The sequence below is a fragment of the Proteus faecis genome (assembly GCF_030286765.1).
In the GTDB taxonomy this organism is placed as follows: Bacteria; Pseudomonadota; Gammaproteobacteria; order Enterobacterales; family Enterobacteriaceae; genus Proteus; species Proteus faecis.
Map to the genome: position 1 here is coordinate 592757 of NZ_JASVWV010000001.1, position 14410 is coordinate 607166.

At 35.8% G+C, this 14410-nt stretch carries 10 protein-coding genes; 5 read left to right on the forward strand and 5 right to left on the reverse strand.

Annotated features, from left to right (window positions below):
- Positions 1–39: 39 nt before the first annotated feature.
- The 4 genes from rpsA to serC form a co-directional block, all read right to left on the reverse strand.
- A complete protein-coding gene (gene rpsA, locus QSH13_RS02890) occupies positions 40–1713 on the reverse strand; it encodes a 30S ribosomal protein S1 (protein ID WP_006537421.1) in 1674 nt (557 codons plus the stop codon).
- A 173-nt stretch (positions 1714–1886) separates the two neighbouring features.
- Positions 1887–2573, reverse strand: coding sequence for a (d)CMP kinase (cmk, locus tag QSH13_RS02895; RefSeq protein WP_109398025.1), 687 nt, complete (start codon positions 2571–2573; stop codon positions 1887–1889).
- A 302-nt stretch (positions 2574–2875) separates the two neighbouring features.
- Complete coding sequence (gene aroA, locus QSH13_RS02900; RefSeq protein WP_185901907.1) at positions 2876–4162, reverse strand: 3-phosphoshikimate 1-carboxyvinyltransferase; 1287 nt, start codon at positions 4160–4162, stop codon at positions 2876–2878.
- A gap of 196 nt (positions 4163–4358) precedes the next feature.
- Positions 4359–5447 carry a 3-phosphoserine/phosphohydroxythreonine transaminase gene (gene serC / locus QSH13_RS02905; protein ID WP_109398027.1) on the reverse strand — a complete coding sequence of 363 codons (1089 nt, stop codon included), beginning with the start codon at positions 5445–5447 and terminating at the stop codon, positions 4359–4361.
- 136 nt (positions 5448–5583) lie between these two features.
- Between serC and QSH13_RS02910 the strand changes: the two genes are divergently transcribed.
- The 3 genes from QSH13_RS02910 (at position 5584) to QSH13_RS02920 (ending at position 9771) form a co-directional block, all read left to right on the forward strand.
- A complete protein-coding gene (locus tag QSH13_RS02910; protein WP_196544438.1) occupies positions 5584–7014 on the forward strand; it encodes an MFS transporter in 1431 nt (476 codons plus the stop codon).
- A gap of 140 nt (positions 7015–7154) precedes the next feature.
- Positions 7155–8360 (forward strand): two-partner secretion domain-containing protein, encoded by a 1206-nt coding sequence (locus QSH13_RS02915; RefSeq protein WP_196544437.1) that lies wholly within the window; start codon positions 7155–7157, stop codon positions 8358–8360.
- 148 nt (positions 8361–8508) lie between these two features.
- On the forward strand, positions 8509–9771 hold the full coding sequence (locus QSH13_RS02920; RefSeq protein WP_286038811.1) for a two-partner secretion domain-containing protein: 1263 nt from the start codon (positions 8509–8511) through the stop codon (positions 9769–9771).
- A gap of 84 nt (positions 9772–9855) precedes the next feature.
- On the opposite strand, the gene ansB is transcribed toward QSH13_RS02920, so the two are convergent.
- Positions 9856–10893, reverse strand: a complete 1038-nt coding sequence (ansB, locus tag QSH13_RS02925; RefSeq protein WP_196544435.1) for an L-asparaginase 2 — start codon at positions 10891–10893, stop codon at positions 9856–9858.
- 228 nt (positions 10894–11121) lie between these two features.
- Here ansB and ycaO point away from each other — a divergent pair, with 228 nt between their 5' ends.
- Positions 11122–12879 (forward strand): 30S ribosomal protein S12 methylthiotransferase accessory factor YcaO, encoded by a 1758-nt coding sequence (ycaO, locus tag QSH13_RS02930; RefSeq protein WP_286038812.1) that lies wholly within the window; start codon positions 11122–11124, stop codon positions 12877–12879.
- A 672-nt stretch (positions 12880–13551) separates the two neighbouring features.
- Positions 13552–14406 (forward strand): formate transporter FocA, encoded by an 855-nt coding sequence (gene focA, locus QSH13_RS02935; RefSeq protein WP_109398031.1) that lies wholly within the window; start codon positions 13552–13554, stop codon positions 14404–14406.
- Positions 14407–14410: the final 4 nt, after the last annotated feature.

Sequence of the window (14410 nt, forward strand, 5' to 3'; positions counted from 1 at the left end):
AATAGGCAACGATTAACGTTGCCTCGTTAATAACTTAAATTATTCGCCTTTAGCTGCTTTGAAAGCTTCAGCCATAGCGTTGTTTGAAAAACCAACTTCTTCTTTATTGTTTACAGAAGCGATAGCGTCTTTCTCGTCTGCTTCGTCTTTAGCACGAACAGATAAGTTGATAACGCGGTTTTTACGGTCAACGCCAGTGTATTTAGCTTCTACAGCTTCGCCAACATTCAGAACCAGAGTTGCATCTTCAACGCGGTCACGTGAAGCTTCTGAAGCACGCAGGTAACCTTCAACACCGTCAGCTAATTCTACAGTTGCGCCTTTAGCATCAACAGCAGTTACTTTACCAGAAACAATAGCACCTTTTTTGTGAGCAGACAGGTAATTATTGAATGGATCTTCTGATAATTGTTTAACGCCCAGTGAGATACGCTCACGTTCAGCATCAACTTGCAGAACTACAGCAGCGATTTCGTCGCCTTTTTTGTATTCACGAACAGCTTCTTCACCTGCAACATTCCAAGAAATGTCAGATAAATGAACCAGACCGTCGATACCGCCGTCTAAACCGATGAAGATACCGAAGTCAGTGATAGACTTGATTTTACCTTCAACACGGTCGTTCTTGTTGTGAGTTTCTGCGAACTGCTGCCATGGGTTAGATTTACACTGTTTCAGACCCAGTGAAATACGACGACGTTCTTCATCGATGTCCAGAACCATAACTTCAACAACATCACCAACGTTAACAACTTTAGATGGGTGAATGTTTTTGTTAGTCCAATCCATTTCAGAAACGTGCACCAGACCTTCAACGCCTTCTTCGATTTCTACGAAGCAACCGTAATCAGTCAGGTTAGTTACACGACCAGTCAGTTTAGTACCTTCTGGATAACGTTTAGCGATAGCTACCCATGGATCTTCGCCCAGTTGTTTCAGACCTAATGATACGCGAGTACGTTCACGGTCGAATTTCAGGACTTTAACAGTGATTTCGTCGCCAACATTGACAATTTCGCTTGGGTGTTTAACACGTTTCCAAGCCATGTCAGTGATGTGCAGTAAACCGTCAACACCGCCCAGATCAACGAATGCACCGTAGTCAGTAAGGTTCTTAACGATACCTTTAACTTCCATGCCTTCTTGCAGGTTTTCTAATAACTGATCGCGTTCTGCGCTGTTTTCAGATTCGATAACCGCACGACGAGACACAACAACGTTGTTACGTTTTTGGTCTAATTTGATGACTTTGAACTCAAGCTCTTTGTTTTCCAGATGAGTTGTATCGCGAACTGGGCGAACGTCTACCAGTGAACCTGGTAAGAACGCACGAATGCCGTTCAGTTCAACAGTGAAACCACCTTTAACTTTACCGTTGATGATACCAACAACAGTTTCGTTTTCTTCGTAAGCTTTTTCCAGCATCAGCCACGCTTCGTGACGTTTAGCTTTTTCACGAGACAGAACGGTTTCACCGAAGCCATCTTCAACCGCGTCCAGAGCAACATCAATTTCGTCGCCTACTTGGATTTCTAATTCGCCTTGAGCGTTTTTAAATTGTTCTACAGGAATAGCAGATTCTGATTTCAGACCTGCATCAACCAGAACAACGTCTTTATCGATAGCAACTACAACGCCACGAACGATAGCGCCAGGACGAGTTTCGATTGTTTTTAGGGATTCTTCAAAGAGTTGAGCAAAAGATTCTGTCATGTTAATGATCTTCAAGTAAATTTAATTAACGTCCATTTAGCATCCGGCCGAATGGGGTTGTTTCACATACCTCGTTACATCCTTTGTGACAAGGTCATCGGGCATTGTTGTGTTTTCATTAACACGTCAACCCGATTTAGATAATTACCTAGTATAAACGAAATAAAAATTAATTACGCTGATAATTGCAGATTTTTTTTAGCATAAGTCAACGATTTTTCAATGACTTCGTCAATAGACAAGCTTGTAGAATCGAGAATTAATGCATCTTTCGCCGCAACAAGTGGCGCAACCGCGCGATTTCGGTCACGATAATCGCGTTCTTTTATCTCGGATAAAAGGCGTTCAAAGTTAACATTAAAGCCTTTTTCCTGCAACTGTAACATGCGTCGACGTGCACGCTCTTCAGCACTTGCCTCTAGAAATATTTTCACTTGGGCATCAGGAAAAACTATTGTACCCATATCTCGGCCGTCTGCAATTAAGCCTGGCTCTGTACGAAATGAGCGCTGACGACGCAGTAATGCTTCTCTTACACGAGGAAAAGTCGCAGCTTGTGAGGCCGTATTCCCAACCGTTTCTGTTCGAATTTCAGATGAAACATCTTCACCTTCAAGAATGACACTTAAACCATTCTCATTAGGGATAAAACGCACATCCAAATTTGCAGCCAAAGGTACTAAAGCATCTTCTGAAGTGATATCAACACGGTGATGTAAAGCCGCTAATGCCAAGACACGATAAATAGCGCCAGAATCGAGTAAGTGCCAGCCAAACGCTTTTGCTAATGCTTGGCATAATGTTCCTTTACCTGCTCCGCTGGGCCCATCAACAGTTATAACAGGGACGATAACCGCCATGAGTTTCTCCTTTTCGTGGACACTGCATTTCTGTGTTTGTTGCGCTTATTACATTGATATAATAGGCATAGTGTTCAAGCAGAGAAAAACAGTCTTTAATATATGCGCGACATTATACGCATACAACGTATAGGAAGAAACCAGCAGATAAGCACTAAAGAGTCTTATTTAATATTATTTTTTCGAGATGGCGCGTTTTTTAGTTTAATTACAATAAAAATCGGCCATATTGTTCTCCAAAAAGTCCAATATGACCGATTTAACTGATTTAATTTTGACTTGTTTTATTAATAATTTTTACATTAATTATTACGTTTAGAAAGTGTTTCTAATTTCTCAAAATAATCAGGAAAAGTTTTTGCGGTACATCCTGGATCAAGAATAGTGATTGGCGTATCAGAAAGTGCCACCAGCGAAAAACACATCGCAATTCGGTGATCATTATAAGTTTTGATATCCGCAGTGATTAACTGCTTTGGTGGCGTTACTTTTAAATAGTCATGCCCTTCTTCAACAATCGCACCTACTTTTTGTAACTCAGTTGCCATTGCTGCTAATCGATCAGTTTCTTTTACGCGCCAGTTATAAATATTGCGGATAACCGTTTCACCTTCAGCAAAAAGTGCCGTGGTAGCAATGGTCATTGCTGCATCAGGGATAGTATTCATATCCATATCAATGCCTTTTAATGTTCCACGCTCACACTCAATATAATCATCCCCCCAACGCACTTTTGCCCCCATTTTTTCAAGTACAGAAGCAAAATGAATATCCCCTTGTAAACTATTTTTACCTATACCTGTAACACGTACAGTACCCCCTTTAATGGCGGCGGCAGCTAAAAAATAAGAAGCAGAGGAAGCATCACCTTCTACAAGGTATTTTTCTGGTGATTGATATTGTTGGCCACCTTTTATAACAAAACATTGGTAGTCTTGGTTTTCAATTTCTCCACCAAAAGTATTGATTAACGCCAAGGTAATATCAATGTAAGGTTTTGAGACTAATTCGCCTTTAATGGTGATAGTCGTATCTTGCTCAGCTAAAGGAGCGGTCATTAATAATGCCGTTAAAAATTGACTAGAAACACTACCATCAACCTCAACATTACCACCTAAAAAACCACCACGTAAGCGAATGGGTGGATAATCCTTTTGTTCAAGGTAGTCAATTTTTGCACCACCTTGGCGTAAAGCGTCAACTAAATGTCCAATTGGACGCTCTTTCATACGAGGTTCACCAGTAAGAATAATATCATGCTGACCGAGATTTAGTGCGGCAGCTAATGGACGCATTGCTGTTCCGGCATTACCTAAAAAGAGCTCTAATGGTGAATGTGTTTTAAATTCCCCTCCTAGCCCTTCAATATCACATACCGTATTGTTATTTGATAATTGATATTTTACACCTAACGCTTTTAATGCATTAAGCATATGGCGAATATCATCACTATCTAATAAATTGGTTAGACGAGTTTTACCTTTAGCCAATGCAGCTAATAACAATGCACGGTTAGAGACACTTTTTGATCCTGGTAAATTAATAACACCTTCGATATGAGCGATAGGTTGTAATGTTAACGATTCCATAAACAGGTAGAAACTCCAATAAACAAGTTATTTAAGCAGAAATGTCATTTAATTAAATATCAATTTATTTAGGTACTTACATTTTATTTATTAATTCTGTACTTAGTAATTCAATTTTAATTATTAACATCTTAAATATTGAATAAATAAGAAAACCTGTATTTTAAGCAGGCTTTCTTATTCTAGATTTTATTTATTACGCATGACGACGTTCAAAGTCAGCCATAAAATCAACTAATGCTTGAACACCTTCCAATGGCATTGCGTTATAAATTGAAGCACGCATTCCACCTGATACACGATGACCTTTTAATGCGACTAATCCTTGTGCTTCTGCCTCTTTTAAGAATACAGCATCTAACTCTGGAGAAGACATTTGGAAAGGTACATTCATTAGTGAACGATTTTCTGTAGCAATACGATTGATATAGAAATCACTATTATCAATTGCACTATAAAGAAGCGTTGCTTTTTCATAGTTACGTTTCGCCATCTCTTGTAAACCACCTTGCTCTTTCAACCATTTAAAAACCATACCTGATAGATACCAAGCAAAGGTAGGCGGTGTATTAAACATGGAATCATTTTCAGCAAGCACAGTGTAATCAAATACAGAAGGTGTTTCTTTACGCGCTTTACCTAATAAATCTTCACGAATAATGACAAGAGTTAACCCCGCTGGGCCAATATTCTTTTGTGCACCTGCATAGATAACACCAAAACGGCTAACATCTATTGGTTGAGATAAAATAGAAGATGAATAGTCAGCAATAACAATTTTACTGTCATCAAAATCTGGCTCTTCATGAATAGCAATACCATCAATGGTTTCATTTGGGCAATAATGTACATAAGCAGCATCAGCACTTAATTGCCACTCTTTCATTGGTTTAACACCAATTTTGCCATCAACTTCTGTTTTAATTTTAATGATATTTGGCGAACAATATTTTTCAGCTTCTTCGGCTGCACTTTTAGCCCAATAACCACCATCAATATAATCAGCACTTGCTTTATCGCCCAATAAATTGAGAGGTAAAGCAGCAAAATGGCCTCGAGCACCACCGTGACAAAAAAGAATTTTGTAGTTTTCTGGCACATTGAGAAGATCGCGAAGATCTTGTTCTGCCTGATGAGCAACTTCAAGAAACTCTTTACTGCGGTGACTAATCTCCATAACCGAACGCCCAAGTTCATGCCAGTTGCATAATTCTAACTCTGCACGACGAAGAACTTCTGCCGGTAACATAGCCGGACCTGCACTAAAGTTATATACCTGACTCATTCAAATTCACCCTATCTGAATATGTTTTTACAAAATGACCTTTATCGGTTGTATCATTCCCGTTAAATTGGCGCAATGATTATTGTGAACTAACGCATAATATACAGAACATAAAAGTGATGGTTAGGAGTGTTTTATGTCGGGGAGTGTAAATAAAAAAGAAGAAGCAAGCTGGGGAATGCTTCTTCATGGAAAAAATAGTCTAAAATCTCTTGCTTTAGCAGGAGGCGTCGCATTACACGCAATAAATGTCTATATCACGATCACAACGCTACCTTCGATTGTGCGTGATATTGGCGGACTTAATTTATATGCATGGAATACCACTGTTTTTATTCTAGCTTCAATTCTCTCTTCTGCATTAACCTCACGATTACTGAGTGTATTTGCACCTCGTAATAGTTATCTCTTTGCCACTATCTGCTTTTTAGCAGGTTCTGTTATTTGTGCGACAGCACCCTCAATGCAGGTATTACTTTTAGGACGATTTATCCAAGGCGCTGGCGGAGGAATGTTGCTAGCACTTGCTTACTCTTTAGTCCGAGTCATGTTTCCTCAACCACTTTGGTCTAGAGCTATGGCATTAATGTCTAGCATGTGGGGGATATCGACACTATTAGGCCCAGCACTAGGTGGAATATTTGCTGAATATGATGTTTGGCGTGGGGCATTTTGGTCTATTTTATTTGTTGGCATTCCTTACGCTATTTTATTATTTGTGATTCTTCCTACCGAAAACAATGCCGATAATATTATCGCGAAAACGCCATTACCTTATCAACAACTTATTTTATTAATGTTTGCTGTATTATCTATTTCTATTGGTAGTCTTTATAACGTTATTTTATATAACACTTTATCCTTTGTATTTGCTTTTATCTTTATTCTACTGTTAGTCAATATTGATAAAAAATCAAATGATGGTTTATTTCCTAAAGGAACATTTTCTTTTTCTGCACCGTTAGCACCAATATATCTCACCATGGCTTTATTAGGGATCAGTGTACAAACAGAAGTCTTTGTGCCTTATTTCTTGCAAATTATCCATAATATTCCCCCTCTGCTTTCAGGTTATTTAGCGGCATTGGTTGGTGCAGGTTGGTCTTTTTCTGCCATCATCTCTTCATCAAGTAAACAATCTACAGCTCAAAGATTAATGCGCTTTGGCCCAATGATTAATTTTATAGCTATTGTGATCCTTGGTTTATTTATTTCTAATGTACTAACCATAGTTTATGGGCAAATTATCATTATTTGTATCGCTCTCTTTTTTACAGGTGCCGGAATTGGCATGGCATGGCCCCACTATTTAACCCATGTTTTACACGTTTCTCAGGGGCAAGAAGCTCAAAAAGCGGCAACTTCAATTACTACAATACAACTTTTTTCAACAGCTGTAGGTGCAGCCATTTCAGGTACTATTGTGAATATGGCTGGATTAACCGAACCCGGTGGGATTGCGGGGGCACAAAATGCCGCTCATTGGTTATTTATTGTATTTTCCATTACCCCAGTTATTGCATTTATTACTGTAAAAAAAGTAATAAACAATAAAAACAAACAATAGATAAAAGCCTATAATCATTATCTTTAATATAATTCTTATGGATAATTTTTCAAATAAAAACCTTTTACATAAACATACATTTATTTTAACAAATAATAATTATAAAGTTAACTTAAAAATTAGGTGTAAAAGGAAAAACCATGAAATTAAAGTTACTAATAATCGCTTCAATCTTTACTTCAACATGTTATTCTAACGATAAACTCTATGCTATCTATGATGATAGCACCCATATTTCCATTCAAGAAAATTCATCTGCAAATAATAGTGATGATATAGCAGAGATATTAATTGCAGATAGTGATAAAAACAAAATATCACATAATAAATATAATCACTTTAGTGTAGATGAAAGTGGCATTATATTAAATAATGAAAAAGCAAAAGCAAAATATATTATTAATGAAGTCGTCAGAGGTCCTTCTTCTTATTTAGCAGGTAATATTAGTGTAAAAGGGAATGCTGCCCATGTTATTATCGCCAATCCAAATGGTATCACCTGTAATGGATGTAGTTTTTCGAATACATTATCTGAAACTTTAGCAACAGCATATATTAATACTTCTAAAGATAATTTAATTTCATACAACACAGTTAATTTTTTATCTCGTTTTAATTCTTATAGTAGAAAAGGAATAGATACTAAATATTTTGGGAAAATTATTTTTAGCGAAAATAAAAACATACCAACTAAATACTTAACCACAAATTTTAATAAGCTTAATATTATCAGTAACAATGTCAGTATTGATATGAGAGTTCATGCCAGTCAGAACATCAATATTTATAGCGGAATGAATATCGTAGAACAAAGGCTAGGAACCAATAAATTTCATTTAATTAATAATGAAAAAGGCAGTCGTTTACTCGGAAAATACATCAGTAAAAATCTTACTATTGGTAATGAAGGCAATATGGATGAGATTTTATTTACGAATAAAATAAACATACACACAAGTAATTCAACTATAAATAATTATGCTATTATAAGTTCAAATAAATTAAATCTTAATCTAGATAATGCATCAACTTTTAAAAACCATGGTGTTATAGCTGGAAATTCTTCTTTAATAAAATTAAAAAATAATTCTCATTTTAAAAATACTTCAACGGGAGTAATAGCGAATATACGCACTGATGACTATAAATGGTATAATAGTCCTGATCCCTTTTTTATGTATTCAAAATTACATCGTATAGCTATCAACGCAGATAATAGTAGTCGTTTTACTAATCAAGGCGTATTAAAAACACATCGATATCTTACTCTAAACAAATCAACACATAATATTTTTAATGAAGATACTCTAATTAATCTATATGATGAATTTCGTAAAATAAAATAAAATAAAAATAATACTTGTGCTTAATCTAAAGGCTATTAAAAATAGCCTTTTTCAATATTTATAAATAAACGCCTTTTAAACATTATTCTCTTTATTTGTTTTATCAATATCGATAGATTATTCCTAAACAACAGATAGGGGTAAAAATATGAAATTAAAAGATGCAATAATAATTGGAATAATATACACACCATCAATATGCCTGGCAGCAATACAACCGACCTCTGAGCATAATAAACATTATGCAGGCCAGATTGTTATTAATAAAGATTCTTCAACAACAGTTAAACCAAATCAAACTAATCTTAATCAAGCAGAAATATTAATTGCACCGAAAAACTCCAAAGGTGTTTCTTATAATAAATATGATGCATTCCATGTCACTAAAGATGGAATTATCTTAAATAATAACGGGGTTGCCGCTGACTTTATTATTAATGAAGTGATTAATGGAACAACATCATTATTAGATGGAAATATCGGTATAACAGGAAAGGCTGCGCATGTTGTTATTGCTAATCCCAATGGGATTGAGTGTAATAATTGTAGTTTTTCGAATGCATTATCTGAAACTCTGGCAACCGGAAAACCCATTATCCATGATGATGAATTAGTTGGTTACCACCTAGAAAGGTCAATATCATCCCTAGATTTTAGAGTTTTTGGCGGTAAATCAATTAAGCATATAGGTAAAATAGTATTCAGAAACGATAATAGTCGTCACCCTGATAATTCCTTTAATAATATTAACATCATCTCTAATAATATTAATTTAGAAAAAGGATTTATATCTTCTAAAGGAGATTTAAATATTTACTCTGGAGAAAGAAGAGTAATGATAAAAGAAGGTGTTAAAATTTTCGAAAACGCTATGCGTACACTAGAACTTAGGTATAATTTGCCAAATAAAATCATATTAGGTGATAAGAATGGTGATTATAAAAAACAAGGTTTGGTCTCTTCTAAAAATATCATTATCAATGCCTCTGATACAACTATAGATAACTATGGTTCTTTAGAAAGCATTAATAGTAGTAGAAAAGCAATTCAACTGAATCTAAACAAAACAACATTTAATAATCATGGATATATTCTAACCAAGGGCGGATATTTAAATCTTCGACATAATTCTTTCTTTAACAATATGGATAATGGGATTATTGGAAAGCACTATTCGCTTGGTGCAAGCACTACTGACAATCAATACAACAGTCAAGATATAAACATTGTACCTAAAAATACTGTTTATCCAATAAACAACCTAACATTAAATATCAGTGAAGATAGCCAACTAATAAATAATGGTACCATCAAGGCTTATCGATTATACACTCACAATAAAAAAATGAATAATATTCAAAACAATAAGCAAGACATTAATCTTTATACTAAATTACTTAAAATAAAATAATATTAATAAATAAAGAAAATCATCCGTTATTAATTGACGGATGATTTTCTGTTTTAACTTAAGAAGCTGAAAAATTGACTAATATTAATATCTTTCAAAGTTTTCTTGGATTTTCGCTGGATCTTGTGTTTCTGTCAAAGATAACTGCAATAACACTCTCGCTTTTTGTGGATTTAAGCGCTCTGATGCAACAAAACCATATTTTGCATCATCCACTTCACCATTTTGTGTAGTAAAACCAACTGGTACACGGCTTGCACGCACAACAACGACACCTTTTTTAGCGCCATCGGCTAAGGTATCAAAAATATCAGCATATAAATTACCGTTCCCCACACCGGCACTGACAATACCTTTGTAACCGTTATCAATAAAGGCTTTTGCTGGTAAATTAGAGGCATTTGAATAGTTATAAACAATACCCACTTTTGGTAATTCAGTCAGTTTGCTGACATTAAATATGGGTTTATCCGCACGAGGTAATGCCGCAGTATAATAATGAACCTGACCGTTATGCACATAACCTTGAGCACCTGCGTTAACAGGCTGGAATGCTTGTACTTCAGTCGTGTTCATTTTTACAACATCTTTACCACTGATAACCGCATTATTCATGGTCACTAACACACCACGATTTTCAGAGGCTTTATCACTTGCAATCACAACTGCATTAAAAAGATTTAAAGGGCCTTCAGCACCTAATGCCGTTGCAGGACGCATTGCCCCCACCATAACAACTGGTTTTTTACATGCTGTGGTTAAATCAAGGAAATAGGCTGTTTCTTCCATGGTGTCTGTACCATGAGTGATAACAAAACCGTCTGTTTTATCGCAATCTGCATTAATTTTATTAGCCAACTTGAGCCATACTTGGTCATTCATATCTTGAGAACCGATATTCACGACTTGCTCGCCTTTTAAGTTAGCGATTTTTTTAGCCTCAGGTACTGCATTAATCAATGTATCAATACCCAATTTTCCTGCTGTATAGCTTGATGCCGTTGCTGAATCGCCACCACCAGCAATTGTGCCACCTGTCGCTAAAATGGTGACATTAGGTAAGGCAAAAGCAGAACCACTGATTACAGCTAACAGGCTAGCGAGCAATGTTTTTTTCATCATCGAACTGATCCCTTATGAATTTATAAATAAATCCAATTATGATGATTTAAAATTATTAATTCCGTGATAAATCGAACGAATTTATTAAAAAAACTCATATATCAAATAAATTATGAATGGTGAATATAATCAGACTTGGGTAAATGAGAGAAATTATTAGTGCATTACAAGGGATTTCAGTATGATGTGCCCCTAACTATCACCAGCAAAATATTGATGAAACCTGCCATGTCACAAACATTTATTCCTGGCAAAGATGCCGCTCTGGAAGATTCTATCGCTCGCTTCCAACAAAAATTAACCGACTTAGGATTTAACATTGAAGAAGCTTCATGGTTAAATCCTGTTCCTAACGTTTGGTCTGTTCATATTCGCGATAAAGATTGCCCTTTATGTTTTACTAACGGTAAAGGTGCTAGCAAAAAAGCGGCATTGGCCTCTGCACTAGGTGAATATTTCGAACGTCTCTCCACCAATTATTTTTTCTCTGATTTCTGGCTAGGTACTGATATTGCAGAAGGTGAATTTGTTCACTATCCAAGTGAAAAATGGTTCCCACTGACAGAAGATGACTCTGTTCCTGCTGGCTTATTAGATGAGCGTTTACGCAAATTTTATGATCCTGAAGGTGAATTATGTGGTAGTGAGTTAGTTGATTTACAATCAAGTAATCATGATCGCGGAATTTGCGCCCTTCCATTCATACGCCAATCCGATGAAAAGCCTGTTTATATTCCCGTAAACATTATTGCTAACTTATATGCCTCTAATGGTATGTCAGCGGGAAATACAAAGAATGAAGCTCGAGTTCAAGGGCTTTCTGAAGTTTTTGAACGTTATGTAAAAAATCGCATTATCACTGAAAGAATTAGCTTACCTGAAATTCCGAAAGAAGTTTTAACTCGCTATCCTGCTGTTATTGAAGCGATTGAAACATTAGAGCAAGAAGGCTTTCCAATCTTTAGCTTTGATGCATCGTTAGGAGGTCAATTTCCTGTTATTTGTGTCGTGTTATTCAACCCACAAAATGGCACTTGTTTTGCTTCTTTTGGTGCTCATCCTGATTTTGGTGTGGCTTTAGAACGTACAGTTACTGAATTATTGCAAGGGCGTAGCCTTAAAGATCTCGATGTCTTTAATCCACCAAGCTTTGATGATGAAGAAGTCGGTGATCATACTAACCTTGAAACACACTTTATTGATTCAAGTGGTCTAATTAGTTGGGATCTATTTAAGAAAGATGCCGATTATGCATTTGTTGATTGGAACTTCAGTGGTACAACAGAAGAAGAGTTCCACACATTAATGTCACTTTGCCAGCAGTGCGATGCAGAAGTCTATATTATGGACTACTCACATCTAGGTGTTTACGCTTGTCGTATTTTAGTACCGGGTTTATCAGATATTTATCCCGCTGAAGATTTACAATTAGCCAATAATATTATGGGTGTACATTGGCGTGACACTATTCTTTCTCTACCAACAAGCCAAGGCTCTCAAGAAGAGTATCTTTCTCTTATTGGTCAATTTGATGAAGATGGTTTAGATGACTTTACACGTATCAGAGAGATGATTGGTATTCCACCGGGTAAAGATAATGGTTGGAGCCATTTACGTGTAGGTGAATTAAAATCAATGTTAGCTCTTGCAGGTGGCGATCTTGATCAAGCGCTGGTTTGGGTTGAATGGACTCAAGATTTTAATGCTTCTTTATTTACGCCAGAGCGTCAAAACTATTATCGCTGTTTGCACAATCTCTTATTATTACAACAAGAGACTGAACGTGAACCAGAACAATATATGCACGCGTTTTCTCGTATGTATGGCGAAAAAACATTACAGGCAGCCTTAAACGCAATACAAGGTAAACAAGCATTTTACGGATTACAAACGATTGATGCTGATTTAGCTAATTTACCTATTCATCAGTCATTACTTGTGGCCTATGAGAAATTACAGAAAGCAAAACGTCAATCGATTAAATAAACCTATTTTGCTTAAGGTTATTTATCAAATAATAACTAATTTTAACTGAATAATAAGCGCGTATTTAAATTGAAACACTCTATTGAAAAGTAGAGTGTTTTATTTTGCTAAAAATAAAATATTGACAGATTTGTCAATATGACAAATTTGCCACCTGACAAAATTGTCAAAATATGGCAAAAGTGACGATTTAAGGCATTTAATATGACACCATAAACACATATTGAACTTTTACACTAACAATATCACATAAATCTAGTTTAAATTGCTATTTGTTTAACCAGATCTCAAAAATTAAAAAACCTTATTTTTATAATGGGTATATGTCTGGAGTAATCATTAAAGATTAACCACAAATAAAGTAATGTTTATATTTATTATAAAAGTAAATAAGGCGTTAAATTTGATTTTTAATTCTTAACATACGGGGTTTAAATAATACTTTATATTTACTTTTTACTTTATTTATCCAGCTGGTCTAAAATTTTTTGATAATTTTTAAAAAATTTTTTCATTTTATTAATCAAATAGTTATAGCCGAAATAGCGGGTTTTTACGCACTAAAACCAAGGTTCTAATGAGTGACCATGATCCATATCAATTTTAGAAGTAAGCCCCTTTGCTACTATTATTGCGTGCTATAATTATTCCAACATATAAGAGAGTGTTAGTATGAAAGCTGACAGCCCTTTTAATTTATTATCACCTGCTGATATGGCAAAAGTTGCCGATGATGCATGTTGTTATAAAGCAAATAAACATATTCCAACGACTTACTTATCTGCATTTACTGCGGGAATGTTTATATCAATTGCTTTTGTTTTTTATATTACTGCTACTACAGGTACCGCATCTGTTCCTTTTGGGCTGGCTAAATTAGTCGGTGGGATCTGCTTCTCTCTGGGGTTAATGCTCGTTGTCGTTTGTGGCGCGGACTTATTTACCTCAACTGTTCTTACTATTATTCCTAAAGCAACTGGACGTATATCTTGGGGCAAAATGTTTGCTAACTGGATAAATGTCTATCTTGGTAACTTTATTGGCGCACTCTTTTTTGTCGCCTTAATGTGGTTTGCTGGTCAGCATATGGCAGCAAATGGGCTTTGGGGGCTGAATGTGTTACAAACTGTACAACATAAACTTGAGCACACGTTTATTGAAGCTGTTTGTTTAGGTATTCTAGCTAACTTAATGGTTTGTCTTGCAGTATGGATGAGCTATGCAGGCCGTACGCTGATTGACAAGCTTTTCGCACTGATTTTACCTATCGGTATGTTCGTTGCTAGTGGTTTTGAGCACAGTATCGCTAACATGTTCCTTATTCCTTTAGGTATTGTTATTAAGAATTTTGCACCAGCAGAATTCTGGACTAAAGTAGGTGCATCACCCGAACAATTTTCAAATTTAACTGTATCAAATTTTCTCTCTGATAATTTATTACCTGTCACCATCGGTAACATTATTGGCGGGGCAGTCCTAGTCGGTCTGGTATACTGGTTAATGCATCTGCGCGGTGACAAACATTAATCCG